Source organism: Paraburkholderia sabiae (genome assembly GCF_030412785.1).
In the GTDB taxonomy this organism is placed as follows: domain Bacteria; phylum Pseudomonadota; class Gammaproteobacteria; order Burkholderiales; family Burkholderiaceae; genus Paraburkholderia; species Paraburkholderia sabiae.
This window is the reverse complement of record NZ_CP125295.1, coordinates 36731-52608: the sequence shown is the minus strand read 5'-3', so window position 1 is coordinate 52608 and position 15878 is coordinate 36731. Positions and strand designations below refer to the sequence as shown.

Below are 15878 nucleotides of genomic sequence, written 5' to 3'. Positions count from 1 at the left end.
ACTGGCCGGACATGAGGCTGCTAATTTTTTCCGCTGCCGCCCTACGCTTACTACGCGAGGCCCGGCCCCCAGCGAGACAGGATTTTGCATGTTCGGTTTTTTGCGCAGCTATTTCTCCAACGATCTGGCCATTGACCTCGGCACGGCCAACACCCTCATCTACATGCGTGGCAAGGGTATCGTTCTCGACGAGCCGTCCGTCGTTTCGATTCGCCAGGAAGGCGGCCCGAATGGCAAGAAGACCATTCAGGCAGTCGGCAAGGAAGCAAAGCAGATGCTCGGCAAGGTGCCGGGCAACATCGAGGCGATCCGCCCGATGAAAGACGGCGTGATCGCCGACTTCACCGTGACCGAACAGATGATCAAGCAGTTCATCAAGACGGCTCACGAATCCCGCATGTTCTCGCCGTCGCCGCGCATCATCATCTGCGTGCCGTGCGGTTCGACGCAGGTCGAACGCCGCGCGATCAAGGAAGCGGCACACGGCGCGGGCGCTTCGCAGGTGTACCTGATCGAAGAGCCGATGGCGGCGGCAATCGGCGCCGGCCTGCCGGTGTCGGAAGCAACGGGCTCGATGGTCGTCGACATCGGCGGCGGCACGACGGAAGTCGGCGTGATCTCGCTGGGCGGCATCGTGTACAAGGGCTCGGTGCGCGTCGGCGGCGACAAGTTCGACGAAGCGATCGTCAACTACATCCGCCGCAACTACGGCATGCTGATCGGCGAACAGACGGCCGAAGCCATCAAGAAGGAAATCGGCTCCGCGTTCCCGGGCTCCGAAGTCAAGGAAATGGAAGTCAAGGGCCGCAACCTGTCGGAAGGCATTCCGCGCAGCTTCACCATTTCGAGCAACGAAATTCTCGAAGCGCTGACCGATCCTCTGAACCAGATCGTGTCGTCGGTGAAGATCGCGCTGGAACAGACGCCGCCGGAACTGGGCGCCGACATCGCCGAACGCGGCATGATGCTGACGGGCGGTGGCGCATTGCTGCGCGACCTCGACCGTCTGCTGGCCGAAGAGACGGGCCTCCCCGTGCTGGTCGCCGAAGATCCGCTGACGTGCGTCGTGCGCGGCTCGGGCATGGCGCTCGAACGCATGGACAAGCTCGGCAGCATCTTCTCGTACGAGTAAGGTTGCCAGTCTCCATGTCTGCATCGCGCACTGAAAGGCTGGCTCTGCCAGCCTTTGTGCGCTTTGTGCATTGCGCGCGCTCCTAGCGCGCCGCCGTTTCACCCACTCGCTCGCGCTCCCGGCGACCATGGAATACAGTCCGCCGCCCCTATTCAAGCAAGGCCCTTCGGCGCTCGCACGACTGATCTTCTTCGTGCTGGTGGCGCTCGCCCTGCTCATTTCAGACGCCCGCTTCCGCACGCTCGAAATCGTTCGCGGCGTGCTCGGCGCGGGTCTGTATCCGTTGCAACGCGCGGCGCTCGTGCCGCGCGACATCTTCATGGGTGCCGCCGATCTCGCCGTCACCAGCGCGACGCTGCGCGGTGAAAACGACAAGCTGCGCGCACGTAATCTGCAGTTGTCGCAGCAGGCAAACGAAGCCGCCCAGCTCGACGCCGAGAACAAGCATCTGCGCAACCTGCTGCAGCTGTCGAACCGGATGACGACGCAATCGATCCCCGCCGAAATCCAGTACGACACGCGCGATCCGTTCACGCAGAAGGTCGTTATCGGTCGTGGCTCGCAGCAAGGCATCAAGGACGGTTCGCCCGTCGTCAACGAAGACGGCGTGATCGGCCAGGTGACGCGCGTGTTCCCGCTACAGTCGGAAGTGACGCTGCTCACCGACAAAGACCAGGCAGTGCCTGTGCAGATCGTCCGCACGGGATTGCGCAGCGTGATTTACGGCACGCCGAAGGGCGACGCGCTCGATCTGCGTTTCGTGCCGATCAGCGCCGATGTGCTAGCCGGCGACGAACTCGTGACGAGCGGTCTCGACGGCGTGTACCCGCCGGGGCTGCCTGTGGCCAAGGTAGTGCGCGTAGACAAGCAGGCGGACACCGCGTTCGCGCGCGTCATTTGCCAGCCGATCGCTCCCGTGCGCGGCGCCCGCGACCTGCTTGTCCTACACTACGAGAACAACGTGCCGCCGCGTCCCGCCGACGAACCCGACCCCGCCACGGCCGCGAAAGAAGCGAAAAAGAAGAACGCGAAGACGCCGGACAAGGGCAAAGACGCGAAAGCTGCGCAACCCGCTTCGACGGCAACGGCCGCGTCGGCGCCTGCAGCGGCGGCGGCCGCACCGAAGCCCGCTTCGACGGCCAAGCCTGCAGGCAAGGCATCGAGCGAAAAGAAGCCGGCCGCTGAAAAGGGTGCGAAGCCGCAAGCCGGCCAGGGGGCCAAGCAATGAATCGCCCGCAGTACATCCTGCAGCCAGTCAATCCGTATTTCATCGCGTTCAGTCTGGCCGCCGCATTCGTGCTGAACATGATGCCGTGGGGCCGTCTGATCGGCGTGCCGGATTTCGTCGCGCTCGTGCTGCTGTTCTGGAACGTTCATCAGCCGCGCAAGGTCGGAATGGGCATCGCGTTCATCCTCGGCCTGCTGATGGACGTGCACAACGCCAGCCTGCTCGGCGAACACGCGCTCGCGTACACGCTGCTCTCGTACGGCGCGATCACGATTCACCGTCGCGTGCTGTGGATGTCGATTGGCGTGCAGGTTTTCGCCGTCATGCCATTGCTCGTCGTCGCGCAACTCGTGCCCTTCGTGATCCGTCTGCTGACGGGCGCGGCGTTTCCGGGCTGGGGTTATCTGATCGACGGTTTCGTCGAAGCTGCGTTGTGGCCCATCGCGAGCATTCTGCTTTTGATGCCGCAGCGCCGTCCGGCCGATCCGGACGATACGCGGCCCATCTGACCGCCGCGCCGCACGCACGCTCATGAACGCGCCATGGTTTTGCTGCTTTCACGAGCGTTCGATAGCACAACGGCGCATGACCGCCGCACCGATTCAAACCGCATAACCGGCAGTTCCTGCCCAACCGCATGACCGAATTCAAGGACACCCAGCAGCAGCTCACGAAATTCCGCCTGCGCGTCGCGGCGGCGGGGCTGTTCGTGTTCGTCTGCTTCGGGCTGATCGCGTTCCGCTTCCTGTTCCTGCAGGTCTGGCACTACAGCAAGTACTCGCTGCAGGCGAATGAAAACCGCATCTCAGTCGCGCCGATCGTACCGAATCGCGGCATCATCACCGATCGCAACGGCGTCGTGCTCGCCAAGAACTACTCGGCGTACACGCTCGAAATCACGCCATCGAAGCTCAACGACACGCTCGACAACGTGATCGACAATCTCGCGACCGTCATCAGTATCGACGCTCGCGACCGCCGCCGCTTCCGCAAGCTGCAGGAAGACTCGAAGAACTTCGAGAGCCTGCCGATCCGCACCCGCCTCACCGACGACGAAGTCGCGCGCTTCACTGCGCAGCGTTTCCGCTTTCCGGGCGTCGAAGTGCGCGCGCGTCTGTTCCGCCAATATCCGCTCGGGCCGACGGCCGCGCACGTGATCGGCTATATCGGCCGCATTTCGCAGCGCGATCAGGACAAGATCGACGACGCCAGCGATCAGAACGACAGCGATCCCGAGCACTACGATCCGCGTCTCGATGCGAACAACTACAAGGGCACCGATTACATCGGCAAGATCGGCGTCGAGCAGAGCTACGAGACGGAGCTGCACGGCCTGACAGGTTTCGAGGAAGTCGAAGTGACGGCGGGCGGCCGGCCCGTGCGCACGCTGTCACGCACGCAGGCGACGCCGGGCAACAACCTCGTGCTGTCGATCGATATCGGCTTGCAGCAGGTCGCCGAGCAGGCATTCGCGGGCCGACGCGGCGCACTTGTCGCGATCGAGCCGACGACGGGCGATGTGCTCGCGTTCGTGTCCGCGCCGAGCTTCGATCCGAATTCGTTCGTCGACGGCATCGATCAGCAGACCTGGGACGAACTCAACAATTCGCCCGATCACCCGCTGCTGAACCGTCCGCTGCACGGCACGTATCCGCCTGGCTCGACGTACAAACCGTTCATGGCACTCGCCGCGCTGACGCTGCACAAGCGCACGCCGCAATGGGGCTTCCAGGATCCGGGCTCGTACACGTTCGGCGGCCACACGTTCCGCAACGACGTGCCGCAGGGTCAGGGCTGGATCGACATGAACCGCGCGATCATGGTGTCGAACGACACGTATTTCTACATGCTCGCGCACGATCTCGGCGTGAACGCGATCGCGAATTTCATGAAGCCGTGGGGCTTCGGGCAGATCACGGGGATCGATATCGCGGGCGAAGCACGCGGCATCCTGCCGTCGACGGACTGGAAGCGCAAGGCATATCGCAAGCCCGAACAGCAGAAGTGGTACGAAGGCGAGACGATCAGTCTCGGCATCGGTCAGGGCTACAACTCGTACACCATTCTGCAACTCGCGCACGCGACGGCCACGCTCGCCAACAACGGCGTGCTGATGAAGCCTCACCTCGTGAAGGAAATCGAGAATCCGATCACGCGCGCGCTGCGCGCCACGGTGCCGAAGGACGATGGCCGCGTCGACGTGAAGCAGTCCGACATCGACGTCGTGAAACGCGGCATGGAAAACGTGACGATGAATCCGTCGGGCACCGCGTATCAGGTGTTCCGCAACGCGACGTATCTGTCGGCGGGCAAGACGGGCACGGCGCAGGTTTTCTCACTGCAAGGCCAGAAGTACCACGGGCATGCGCTCGCCGAACATCTGCGCGACCACGCGCTCTTCATCGCGTTCGCGCCCGCCGACAATCCGAAGATCGCGATTGCGCTGATCGTCGAAAACGGCGGCTGGGGTGCGCAGGCGGCAGGCCCGATCGCGCGACGTGTGCTCGACTATTACCTCGTCGACAAGACGAAGCCCGGCGTCGAAGCGGCCGCTGTGACGGCGGCTGCGTCGGCGACGGAGGAAAGCTCGGCGCCTGTGATCGGCAGCGCGCCGGCCGCGCCCAGCGGTGAGGTGCAGCCGGTTTCCGTTGCGGCTGGCTTCACGGCGCTGCCGCTGCCGGCAGGCGCATCGACACCGCGCGCTGCGGCGGCATCGGATGCATCCGGTGCGGCGGCGGCTGGCGCAGCCTCTGGAGCCGCATCGGCTTCGGCGCCTGCTGCAGCATCGGCGGTTGCGCCTCGCGCCGCTTCGAGCGCGAAGTCTGCGAAGGCGCCGCGCGCTGCGTCAGCGACGGCCGCGCCGTCATCGGATGCAACCGCCGCCGCGCCCGTGAAGGCGTCCGACGCCCGCAAGTCCCCACGCAAACCCCGTCCGGCCAGCGAATCGCGGCCGGTCGCCGCCGCGCCGTCGCGCAACGAGGAATCGCAGGCCGCGCCGCGCGGCCCCGTTTCCGGCGGCATCGACGAGTAAGGAGAAAGGCATGCAAATCGACAAGCGCGCCTGGCTCGAACGCATCAAGAAAATGTTTGCGGGCTTCGATCGCCCTCTCGCGCTGATCGTGTTTCTGCTGCTGTGCGTCGGCATCGTCACGCTCTATAGCGCGAGCCTTGACGTGCCTGGCCGCGTCGAAGACCAGCTGCGCAACATCATCCTGACGTTCCTGCTGATGTGGGTGCTGGCCAATATTCCGCCGACCACGCTGATGCGCTTCGCCGTCCCGCTCTATACGGTCGGCATAGCGTTACTGGTGGCCGTCGCGGCCTTCGGCCTGACGCGCAAGGGCGCGAAGCGATGGATCAACGTCGGCGTAGTGATTCAGCCTTCCGAAATCCTGAAGATCGCTACACCGTTGATGCTCGCGTGGTACTACCAGCGTCGCGAGGGCAATATTCGCTGGTGGGATTACATCGTCGGTTTCGCGATTCTCGCCGTACCTGTCGGCCTCATTGCGAAGCAACCCGACCTCGGCACGGCTGTGCTCGTGTTCGCGTCGGGGCTCTTCGTCATCTATTTCGCGGGCTTGAGCTTCAAGCTGATCGTCCCCGTGCTGGTGGCGGGCGTGATTGCCGTCGGCGCGATCGCGACGTTCCAGGACAAGATCTGTCAGCCCGAAGTGCAGTGGCCGCTGATGCACGATTACCAGAAGCACCGCATCTGCACGCTGCTCGATCCGACATCCGATCCGCTCGGCAAAGGCTTCCACACCATTCAGGCCGTGATCGCGATCGGCTCGGGCGGCCCGCTCGGCAAGGGCTGGTTGAAGGGCACGCAGGCGCACCTCGAATTCATCCCTGAAAAGCACACCGACTTCATCTTCGCGGTGTTCTCCGAGGAGTTCGGTCTCGCGGGCGGTCTTGTCCTGCTGACGCTCTACATGGCGTTGATTGCGCGCGGCCTCTACATCGCGGCGAACGGCGCGACGCTATTCGGCCGATTACTGGCCGGTTCGCTGACGATGGCGTTCTTCACCTATGCGTTCGTGAACATCGGCATGGTGAGCGGGATTCTTCCTGTGGTCGGCGTGCCTTTGCCGTTCATGAGTTACGGCGGCACTGCGCTGACAACGCTCGGTTTCGCGATCGGCCTGATCATGAGCGTCGCGCGACAGAAGCGACTGATGCAGAGTTGATCTCTCCGCAGCGAGATAAAAAACGGCGCCTGAAAAATCAGGCGCCGTTTTTCATTGCGGCTTCGCTTCGTGCGATTCGCGCAGCTGCGTGCTGAGCTGCTGATACTTGAGGCGCGCCGCCGGGTCGCCTTGTGCAGCGGCGGCCGCGTAATACGCGCGCGCGACATTCAGGTTCTGCGGCACACCATCGCCGCCGCGCTCATAGAACGAGCCCGTCACGTACTGCGCGGTCATGTCGCCGCCTTCAGCCGCTTTCTTGTACCAGACGAACGCCTGCTGGTTGTCGCGCGCGGTGCCGCGTCCATCGAGAAACTGATTCGCCAGCGCCAGCTCGGCCTGAATGTGCCCTTGCTGCGCAGCCTTCAAGAACCATTGATGCGCCTCGACAGGATCGCGCGCAACGAATTCGCCATCGTCGTACATCTTGCCGTACACGTACTGCGCGTGCGACATGTTGGCGTCCGCGGCCTTGCGCAGCCACTTCTTGCCTTCTTCGACATTCGCCGGACCGCCCTCGCCGTTGAGCAGCATCATCGCGTAATTGAACTCGGCGAGACGGCTGCCGCGTTGCGCCGCCTTGCGAAACTCGGCGAGCGCCGACGTGAAGTTGCCCGCGTTGTAATCGGCGACGGCCGTCTGCGTTTCCATATCCGACGCCGGCGGTGTCTTGCTTTGCGCATGTGCCACTGCGCCCGCCGTCAGCGCGGCCAGCACGACAGCGCGAATTGCTATGCGCGTCGCGCGCAACGACAACAGCTTCATGACCGAACCTCCTGCAGTGCCTGTCGCGTGGTGCGCAACAGCCACATCACGTCGGCGGCCAGCGCGATGAAGCGGAAGCCCTCCGACCGGTATTGCCGCGCACTCGCCACGTCCATCGCGAAGATGCCCGTCGCGACGCGCGCGCGATGCGCCACATCCTGAATATGCTTCATCGCCTCCTGAACCTCGGGATGCTTCGAATCGCCGAGATGTCCGAGGCTTGCCGCCAGGTCTGCCGGTCCCACGAACAGGCAGTCGATGCCCGGCGTCGCCACGATCTGTTCCAGATTCGCGAGTGCGCGTTGCGATTCGATCTGCACGATATTCGCGATCTGCGCGTTGGCGTTCTGCAGATAGTCGCGCCGCATGCCATAAGCGGCAGCACGTACTGCGCCAGCAACGCCGCGCAGACCGTCCGGCGCCTCGGCTGTCGCGTATTGAGTCAGGCGAACGGCATAGGCCGCTTCCTCGGCCGTTTCGATGTTCGGGAACATCAGCGTGCGTGCGCCTGCATCGAGCACTCGCTTGACGAGCCACGGCTCGACGGCAGGCAGACGCACGACGGGCTCTGTCGGCAGATGCGCCGCAGCAATCGCGCGCAACTGCCCCGTGACATCGACGCTGTCGTTCGGCGCGTGCTCCATGTCGATCAACAGCCAGTCGAAGCCGGCATGCGCGAGCGCTTCGGCCGCGCTATCGCTGCCGAGCGAAAGCCACAGACCGAACAGCGGATCCGGATCCTTGAGACGCAGTTTGAGTGGATTCGTGAACGTGCTCATCGCGTGCCTCCGTCGTTAAGAGGGGCAGCCGTGAGCAGGCGGGAGCAGAAGACGACGCGGCCCGAAAGGCCGACGTGAACAGCTTGAAAGTTGTAGCGGGCGTCGAGCCCGCTGCGTAGCGCGGTGACCGGCATGTCTCGCTCCGTGTGGTTATCGAAACGATCATACCGTGACAATAACCCGTTTAGTCGCGGACGACGTCGGCCCAGCAATTCGGCGTCTCATACAGACGCACCTTGTGCAGCCGCAGATTCACGCCATAGTGCGCGTCGTAGACGTTCGCGAGAATGTCGAACGCGACAGCCGCGAGATTTTCGACAGTCGGAATGCGGTCGATCACGACCGTCTTGTGACCGGCCATCGTTTCGAGAAAACCGCGCACCTGCGTATCGCCTTCGTAGACGAGAAACGCGTGATCCCACTTGTCGACGAGATGCTGGTTCGCGAGCGCTTTCACGTCGGCGAAATCCATCACCATGCCGCGATCCGGCGCGCCTTCCGTTTCGACGAGATCGCCTTGCAGCGTGATTTCGAGCACGTAGCGATGGCCGTGCAGATTACGGCACTGGCTGCGGTGATCGGGAATGCGGTGACCCGCGTCGAATTCGAGTTTTCGTGTAATCGTCAGCACGGCAAATCAGGGAATGTTCAGGTACTTGTGAGTCTGCATCGACATACGCCATTGCGGATGGCGCTTGCACCAGTCGATCGCGAGCTTCGTGTTGATGTCCCGCGACGGACCGTCCATCGGCTGGACGAGGAAATAGTCGAACTCGAGCTTCGCGTAGTCGGCGAGACGTTGATTGTCTTGCGGCACGACCACTTTCAGTTCGTTGCCTTTGGTCTGCACCAGCGGCGCGTCGGCCTTCGGGCTCACGCAGATCCAGTCGATCGTGTCGAGCACGGGGAGCGAGCCGTTCGTCTCGATAGCAATTTCGAAGCCTTGCGCATGCAGCGCGTCGACCAGCGGCTGATCGATCTGCAGCATCGGCTCACCGCCCGTACACACGACGAAGCGCTGGCCCTCGCCTTCCGGCCACAGCGACGCGATCATCGCCGCGAGTTCTTCGGGCGTGCGGAATTTGCCGCCGTTCTCGCCGTCCGTCCCCACGAAGTCGGTATCGCAGAACTTGCACACGGCTTCCGCGCGATCTTCTTCGCGGCCCGACCACAGGTTGCATCCGGCGAACCGGCAAAACACGGCCGGGCGGCCGGCGTTCGCGCCCTCGCCCTGCAACGTGTAGAAGATTTCCTTGACCGCGTACGTCATGCTGCTTTCTGCCCGATGCTCCGTAAAGCTCTGTTGATGTGTGTGCTCGATGCTGCTCTGCGTAGTGACGCTCAGGCCGGTTCCGTGACCTGCTCGCCGCTCAGATACGCTTCGTAACCACGTTTGCGCAAGCGGCATGCAGGACACTCGCCGCAACCGAAGCCCCACGCATGCAGTTCCGCCCGCTCGCCGAGATAGCACGTGTGCGTCTCGACGCGAATCAGTTCGACCAGTTCGTCGCCGCCCAGCTCATGCGCGAGGCGCCACGTATCGGCCTTGTCGATCCACATCAGCGGCGTTTCGAGCACGAAGCGGCTGTCCATGCCGAGATTCAGCGCGACTTGCAGCGCCTTCATCGTGTCGTCGCGGCAATCCGGGTAGCCGGAGAAATCCGTCTCGCACATGCCGCCAACCAGCACGCGCAGCCCGCGTCGATATGCAATCGCCGCCGCAATCGTCATGAACATCAGATTGCGGCCGGGCACGAATGTGTTCGGCAGGCCGTTCGACGCCGCGTGAATCTCGATTTCGCGCGTCATCGCGGTATCGCTGATCGAGCCAAGCACGGACAGATCGATCATGTGATCGTCGCCGAGCCGCTCGCCCCACTCGGGGAACGTGTGCGCCACCGCGCTGCGGAAACCTTCGCGGCATTCGAGCTCGACGCGATGCCGCTGGCCATAGTCGAAACCCAGGGTTTCGACCGTTTCATATCGATCCAGCGCCCAGGCGAGACATGTGGCCGAATCCTGGCCACCGGAAAACAGCACCAGGGCGCTACGCTTGGCGTCTTTGCGGTTCACCGTGAAACTCCGTGTATGTTGATTTCCGCGCCTGGCGCGCCGCGGCCTCGGGGCCGGGGAGACTTGCCGCGCGGGCCGGCACCTCGGCCGGCTCAAGCAGTATAGGCGGCGCCTTTCGCGCGCCAAGCTGCCTTGGCTTATACCGCTGATCGTCCGCTAGAGAGTTTCACGCTACGCGATGCCTCGGACCTGAAACGAAAAAGGACTTGCGAAGAACATATGGCAAGTCCTTGATCCAGTGCGATTTTATCATGCGGAGCCTAGCCCCGCTCGCGGCCGCCGCACCGCCTGTGCCACGTAGCAAATCATCATATTCGCCAGCACATAGGAAAAGCCCCAGGAATCTTGCGATTTCCTGGGGCTGAATCCTGGTGGCCTGGGGCGGAATCGAACCACCGACACGCGGATTTTCAATCCGCTGCTCTACCAACTGAGCTACCGGGCCAACGAAGAAGCGAGAGTATAGCAAGCGTTTTTGCGTTCCTCAAGCCCTTCGCGAAAAAAACTTCAACGACATCCGTGCACGTCGCGTCACTCGCCCTTGTTCTTGCCGAGATCGACGCCGAGCTGCTTGAGCTTGCGATACAAATGCGTCCGTTCGAGCCCCGTCTTTTCCGCGACGCGCGTCATGCTGCCGTTCTCGCGCGCGAGATGATACTCGAAGTAGGCGCGCTCGAACGCGTCGCGCGCATCGCGCAACGGAATGTCGAACGAAATCGACGCCGTCTGCGCGGACAACATGCCGCCGCTCAAACTATCCGACGACATCATCGGCAGTGCCGCCGCCGACGCAACCGCCGAAGCGTTCGCCGTCATCGCAGGCTTCGCCGCCATGCCGCCCGCAGCGGGCGCCGCGCTGCCACGCGCGAGTCCCTGCTCGACTGCCTTCAGCAGCTTCTGAAGCGCGATCGGTTTTTCCAGGAAGTTCAGCGCACCGATCTTCGTCGCCTCGACGGCTGTGTCGATCGTCGCGTGGCCCGACATCATGATGACGGGCATCGTCAACGTGCCTTGCGCGGCCCACTCTTTGAGCAAGGTCACGCCGTCGGTATCGGGCATCCAGATGTCGAGCAGCACCAGATCGGGTGCCTGGCGTTGCCGGTAGTCGCGCGCCTCCTGCGCGTTCTCCGCGACCTCCACGACATGCCCTTCGTCGCTCAGGATCTCCGAGAGCAATTCCCGGATGCCCATTTCATCATCTACCACCAGGATGGTTGCCATTTAAGCTGCCCTTGTCTGCACTGTTGCTTTTGTCTTTCCCTGCGACGCGCTACCGCCATGCGCCGCCTGCGGCCCGCTTCCAGGCGCCGCAGCCTTGTTGTCTGCAAGTTGAAGGAAGAGGATCGAAATCTGCGCACCTTCGATCACATCGCCCGCTTTCAGACGATTGCGTATGTCGATTCGTGCGCCATGTTCATCGACGATCTTCTTGACCATGGCGAGTCCAAGACCTGTACCTTTGGCCTTGGTCGTCACGTAAGGTTCGAACGCACGCGTGAGGATGCGCGCGGGGAAGCCCGGACCGTTATCCGACACGGTCAATCGCACCGCGACGCTCACTTTGCCATCTGCGTCGGGATCGCCATATTCTACTGTCCTCGTTTCGAGCAACACACGCGGATGCTGGACATCTGACACAGCATCCTGTGCGTTCTGCAGCAGGTTATGGATCACCTGACGCAATTGCGTCGCGTCACCGCGTATAACGGGCAAGTCCGCCATTTCGACGACAATCGGGCTCTTGCCTTCTTCGATTCCATACAGCGTCAGCACTTCGCTAACGAGTTCGTTCAGTTGCAGATTCGCGAGCACCGCCGGCGGCGTCCGCGCATAGTCGCGGAAATCGTCGACCATCTGCTTCATCGCCGCGACCTGATTCACGATTGTAGTGGCACCGCGTTTCAACACTTCGGCATCCGACGGCATCAGCTTGTCAGCGAGCTTCATCTGAAGACGCTCGGCGGAAAGCTGGATCGGCGTGAGCGGATTCTTGATCTCGTGCGCGAGACGCCGCGCGACTTCGCCCCATGCAATGGAACGCTGCGCGGAGATCACGTCGGAAATATCGTCGAACACGACAACGTAACCCGACGTCTCTTCGTCGTCGCTATCGTTGCCCGCCGCCGACACGAGCCGCGCGCCGCGCGCGAGCAGCGTCAGCGGATCGACTTCGCCCGGCACCTGCAGCGCCATCTGCTGCTGCCAGTGCCCTGTGTCACCCTGATCGTTGCCACCTGCCGCTTCGAGATCCGCGAAGGCCTTGCGCACCATCGCGCCGAATTCGCTCAACACGCCGATGCGATCCAGCGACGACCCCAGCAGCGACGCGAACGGCTGACGGAAGATGCGCTCCGCGCCGCGATTCGCGGTGGTGAGACGGAATTGCCGGTCGAACACGAACACGCCCGCTGTCAGATTCGCCAGAATGCTTTCGAGGTACGACTTCGAATGCTCGAGTGCGATGCGGTTCGCTTCGACCGCGAGCCGCGCTTCCGACAACTGCCGCGTCATCGCATTGAACGACTGCGTGAGGAAGCCGAGTTCGTCACGCGACTTGATTTCGCGCTTCGGCGTGTAGTCGCCTTCCGTCACTTCCTTCGTGCCCTGCGCGAGCAGGAACAGCGGCCGCGCGAGCTGATTGCCGAGCGCGAGCGCGAGCATCATCGCGATGAAGGTGGCGAGGAACAGCGCGAGCGTCAGTGTGCCGATGTACATCTTGCGCAAACCCGTGCGCCCGATCGCCTTCTCCTGATACTCGCGATACGCGCGCTGCACGGCATCCGCGTTACGCGCGAGCGATTGCGACACGGGCTGCGTGAGTTGCAGGAAGCGTTCGGTCGGTTGCAGCTGCGACGCGTTGGCATCGGGAATGCGCGTCACCACGCGCAGCCGCAACGCGCCCTTTGCGCCATGCGCTTTCGGATCGCCGTCCACCTCGCCTTCGATCGACGCGAAACCGCGTCCGCGCGCCTGCTCGATCATGATCGGCGTGGGCAGATCGCTGGGCACGAGCGATGCGTAGTTACTGGTCGCCTGTGCGACGACGTGCATGTCCGGCGTCGCGCCCGAAATGCTGCGCGACGGCTCGACGATCGTCGCGTCCTGCACGCCGAACTGGTCGCGCAGACGCAAGAGCGTGAGCGTCGTGCCGGCGGAATCGGCGCTCGCGAGCTGCTCGGCCATCAGGCGGCCCTTGGTCTGCAGATCGGACAGCGACGCATCGAGCATCCCGCGTCCGAGATTCAGCCCAGACGTGAGCGCAGTTTCGACGTTCACATCGAACCACGACTCGATACTGCGCGACACGAACTGATACGACACGATGTAGATGATCCCGCCCGGCACCACGCCGACGAGCGCGAAGAAGAACGCGAGCTTCGCTAAAAGCCGCGTGCCGAACTTGCCCTTGCGCAATCGCGTGACGATGATCACCACCAGCACCGCAACGATCAGCATGAAGATCAGCGCGACGGCGACGTTGGCGGCGTAGAGCCAGCCATAGTAGCGGTCGAAGAATTCGGTGTTCGCGCTCGCGGCTGCGAGCAGCACGAGCAGCAGGACAGCCGTCACCGCTACTGTCGATACGAGCAGTCTGACGACGAGGTTGCCGGCACTGGTGGCGCGGCGTACTTTATTTAGCACGTTCGGTCACCGTGAAGGTAAAACGCTTCCAGTCGGAAGCAAGGTTCCAGTCGCGGTTGTTGACCGCGTCGATCTGGAACGGCTTGGGCATCAACGCGATATCCAGCTGCATGCGTACCGATGCGTTGTACGTCTCCCCCGTATGAACCTGGCTGCGATCGATCACATGCCACGACGTGACATGCTTGATGACGGCAAGCGCCTCGTTCAACGAAGCGAAACCGAGTTGCAAGCCGCCCGTCGACACGCGGTACTCGCGCGTGAGCGGCTGAAACGAGAGTCGAATGCTTTGCGATACGCTCACCGGCTGTTCGTCGAACCAGTACCAGCGTGGCCGGCTCAGTTCGAAGTCCGTTGTGAAGTAAAGCGGTATGCCTTTGTTGACGGCGTCTTCGAGGTTGCTGTTCAGCTCGAACTCGAAGCGCGCATCGAGGCTCCAGCCGCTGCCGTCGGATTGCAGGGACGCGCGTTGCACGGCGATCGATTCGGCGCGCGCCGGCCCGGCTGCCGTCAGCCAGAAGGCCAGCGCAATCCAGAGCGCGGCCATGAGCCGCAGCGGAAGAAAGCGTTTGATGATCACCGTTTCTGAAAGCGCGCGTAGAAGAATCCGTCGTGGTCTAAGCTCGAACCAGTGCTTTGTCCGGCGCGGGAACCAGCCGATACATCGGCGGGCGCGCGGGCGACTGCTGGGAGCAGTTGCCCCGGCGCGTCCAATCGTACCGCATCCGCGTGTCGGTTTCCAAACCACTGAGCCTGCAACTCGCCTTCTTCCGGAAAGATCGAACACGTAACGTACAGCAACTCGCCGCCCGGTTTGACGAGCGGCCATAGCGCTTCGAGAATGCGTCGCTGTTCTTCGACGAGCGCAGGAATGTCCGACGCGCGACGCAGCCAGCGAATATCCGGATGACGCCGCACGATGCCCGACGCGGAACAAGGCACGTCGGCGAGAATGCGATCGAAAGGCGGGTCGGCGGCGTCGTGCCATTGCTCCGGGCTGCCCGCATCGCCGACGCGCACATGCGCGCTCAAGCCCAGACGCTGCAGGTTTTCTCCGATCCGGCGCGCGCGCGTCGCGTCGCTTTCGAGCGCGATCAAGTCGATATCCGCGAGTTCGAGCAGATGACCCGTCTTGCCGCCAGGCGCCGCGCACGCATCCAGCACGCGCATGCCGTCCTGCACGCCGAGCCACTGCGCGGCGAGTTGTGCGCCCGCGTCCTGCACGGACACGACGCCTTCGCTGAAGCCGGGAATGCGATCCACCGGCATCGGCGTATCGAGACGCACGGCATGCTGGCCCGCTTGCGTCGCGGAAATCTGATGCTCACGCAACGTTTGCAGATAGGCGTCGACGGTCGAATGGCGTGCGTTCACTCGCAGTGTCAGCGGACCCTGGCTGTTGCCCGCTGCGAGCATGTCTTGCCATGCGTCGGGCCATGCCTTGCGAACAGCGTCGATCCACCAGACGGGGTAATTCCAGTGAGCGACGGCGTCGTTCTGCGCTTCGGCAAGCAAGGCATCGCGCTCGCGCAGGAAGTTGCGCAGCACCGCGTTCGTCAAGCCTTTGGCAAAGGCGTACTCGCGCCGCGCGCCGATCGCGTTCACCGCCTGATCGACCACCGTGAAGGGCGAGTACGCAGCGTTGCTCTCTTCATCGATCAGCAGGGCAAACGCACAGGCCAGCACATGCGCGATATGCGGCGGCGGCGCCTTGCGCACGAGTTTCGCGACGAGCCATTCGGCCGTGCCGAGCCGGCGCATCGTCCGGTACGCGATGTCCTGCACGGCGCCACGCGACGCCGTCGCGAGGTTTTCCGGCAACGACACGAAGATCGCATGCAAAGCAGCGGGCAGCGCCGCACCCTGACGCACCGCGCCGACGGCCTGAGCTGCGCAATCGAGCGCGAAGCCGAGCGATTCGGGTGCGAGATGCAGCGTCGGCAGACGGGTATCGCGCGAACGCGGCGGCGAGGCAGGACGCTGAGAAGGCTTTCGGGTCATGAACGGGCAGAAAACGGTGCGCACCGGAAGTGTCGCGCAAACGCCACATTGTAGCGTGACGAGCCGAGTCG

The 15878-nt window shown here is 63.3% G+C and carries 14 protein-coding genes and 1 tRNA gene; 5 read left to right on the top strand and 10 right to left on the bottom strand.

Annotated elements, in window-relative coordinates; all coding sequences use genetic code 11:
* Positions 1-88 precede the first annotated feature (88 nt).
* The 5 genes from QEN71_RS00245 (at position 89) to rodA (ending at position 6550) form a co-directional block, all read left to right on the top strand.
* Positions 89-1132, top strand: coding sequence for a rod shape-determining protein (locus tag QEN71_RS00245; RefSeq protein ID WP_004189550.1), 1044 nt, complete (start codon positions 89-91; stop codon positions 1130-1132).
* A gap of 127 nt (positions 1133-1259) precedes the next feature.
* Positions 1260-2360 (top strand): rod shape-determining protein MreC, encoded by a 1101-nt coding sequence (mreC, locus tag QEN71_RS00240; RefSeq protein ID WP_201648728.1) that lies wholly within the window; start codon positions 1260-1262, stop codon positions 2358-2360.
* Positions 2357-2869: a rod shape-determining protein MreD gene (gene mreD / locus QEN71_RS00235; protein ID WP_201648729.1), complete on the top strand. Its 513-nt coding sequence runs from the start codon at positions 2357-2359 to the stop codon at positions 2867-2869. Before mreC ends, mreD begins: the two co-directional genes overlap by 4 nt.
* A gap of 128 nt (positions 2870-2997) precedes the next feature.
* The gene (gene mrdA, locus QEN71_RS00230) at positions 2998-5391 is read left to right on the top strand and encodes a penicillin-binding protein 2 (RefSeq protein ID WP_201648730.1); all 2394 of its coding nucleotides are present in this window, start codon (positions 2998-3000) and stop codon (positions 5389-5391) included.
* A 10-nt stretch (positions 5392-5401) separates the two neighbouring features.
* Positions 5402-6550 carry a rod shape-determining protein RodA gene (gene rodA / locus QEN71_RS00225; RefSeq protein ID WP_028363889.1) on the top strand — a complete coding sequence of 383 codons (1149 nt, stop codon included), beginning with the start codon at positions 5402-5404 and terminating at the stop codon, positions 6548-6550.
* A 51-nt stretch (positions 6551-6601) separates the two neighbouring features.
* On the opposite strand, the gene QEN71_RS00220 is transcribed toward rodA, so the two are convergent.
* The 10 genes from QEN71_RS00220 to rsmB form a co-directional block, all read right to left on the bottom strand.
* Positions 6602-7312 carry a tetratricopeptide repeat protein gene (locus tag QEN71_RS00220; RefSeq protein ID WP_201648731.1) on the bottom strand — a complete coding sequence of 237 codons (711 nt, stop codon included), beginning with the start codon at positions 7310-7312 and terminating at the stop codon, positions 6602-6604.
* Positions 7309-8091 carry an HpcH/HpaI aldolase family protein gene (locus tag QEN71_RS00215; RefSeq protein WP_201648732.1) on the bottom strand — a complete coding sequence of 261 codons (783 nt, stop codon included), beginning with the start codon at positions 8089-8091 and terminating at the stop codon, positions 7309-7311. The genes QEN71_RS00220 and QEN71_RS00215 overlap by 4 nt, the downstream gene beginning before the upstream one ends.
* Before the next feature lie 184 nt (positions 8092-8275).
* The gene (queD, locus tag QEN71_RS00210) at positions 8276-8719 is read right to left on the bottom strand and encodes a 6-carboxytetrahydropterin synthase QueD (protein ID WP_201648996.1); all 444 of its coding nucleotides are present in this window, start codon (positions 8717-8719) and stop codon (positions 8276-8278) included.
* 9 nt (positions 8720-8728) lie between these two features.
* Complete coding sequence (gene queE, locus QEN71_RS00205; protein ID WP_201648733.1) at positions 8729-9361, bottom strand: 7-carboxy-7-deazaguanine synthase; 633 nt, start codon at positions 9359-9361, stop codon at positions 8729-8731.
* A 71-nt stretch (positions 9362-9432) separates the two neighbouring features.
* Positions 9433-10164: a 7-cyano-7-deazaguanine synthase QueC gene (gene queC, locus QEN71_RS00200; RefSeq protein ID WP_201648734.1), complete on the bottom strand. Its 732-nt coding sequence runs from the start codon at positions 10162-10164 to the stop codon at positions 9433-9435.
* 369 nt (positions 10165-10533) lie between these two features.
* Positions 10534-10609, bottom strand: a tRNA-Phe gene (locus QEN71_RS00195).
* An 86-nt stretch (positions 10610-10695) separates the two neighbouring features.
* The gene (esaR, locus tag QEN71_RS00190; RefSeq protein WP_201648735.1) at positions 10696-11385 is read right to left on the bottom strand and encodes a response regulator transcription factor EsaR; all 690 of its coding nucleotides are present in this window, start codon (positions 11383-11385) and stop codon (positions 10696-10698) included.
* On the bottom strand, positions 11386-13806 hold the full coding sequence (locus QEN71_RS00185; RefSeq protein WP_201648736.1) for a sensor histidine kinase: 2421 nt from the start codon (positions 13804-13806) through the stop codon (positions 11386-11388). It lies immediately after the preceding gene.
* Positions 13796-14386: a DUF4390 domain-containing protein gene (locus tag QEN71_RS00180; RefSeq protein WP_201648737.1), complete on the bottom strand. Its 591-nt coding sequence runs from the start codon at positions 14384-14386 to the stop codon at positions 13796-13798. Before QEN71_RS00180 ends, QEN71_RS00185 begins: the two co-directional genes overlap by 11 nt.
* Positions 14383-15807 carry a 16S rRNA (cytosine(967)-C(5))-methyltransferase RsmB gene (gene rsmB, locus QEN71_RS00175; RefSeq protein ID WP_201648738.1) on the bottom strand — a complete coding sequence of 475 codons (1425 nt, stop codon included), beginning with the start codon at positions 15805-15807 and terminating at the stop codon, positions 14383-14385. The genes QEN71_RS00180 and rsmB overlap by 4 nt, the downstream gene beginning before the upstream one ends.
* Positions 15808-15878: the final 71 nt, after the last annotated feature.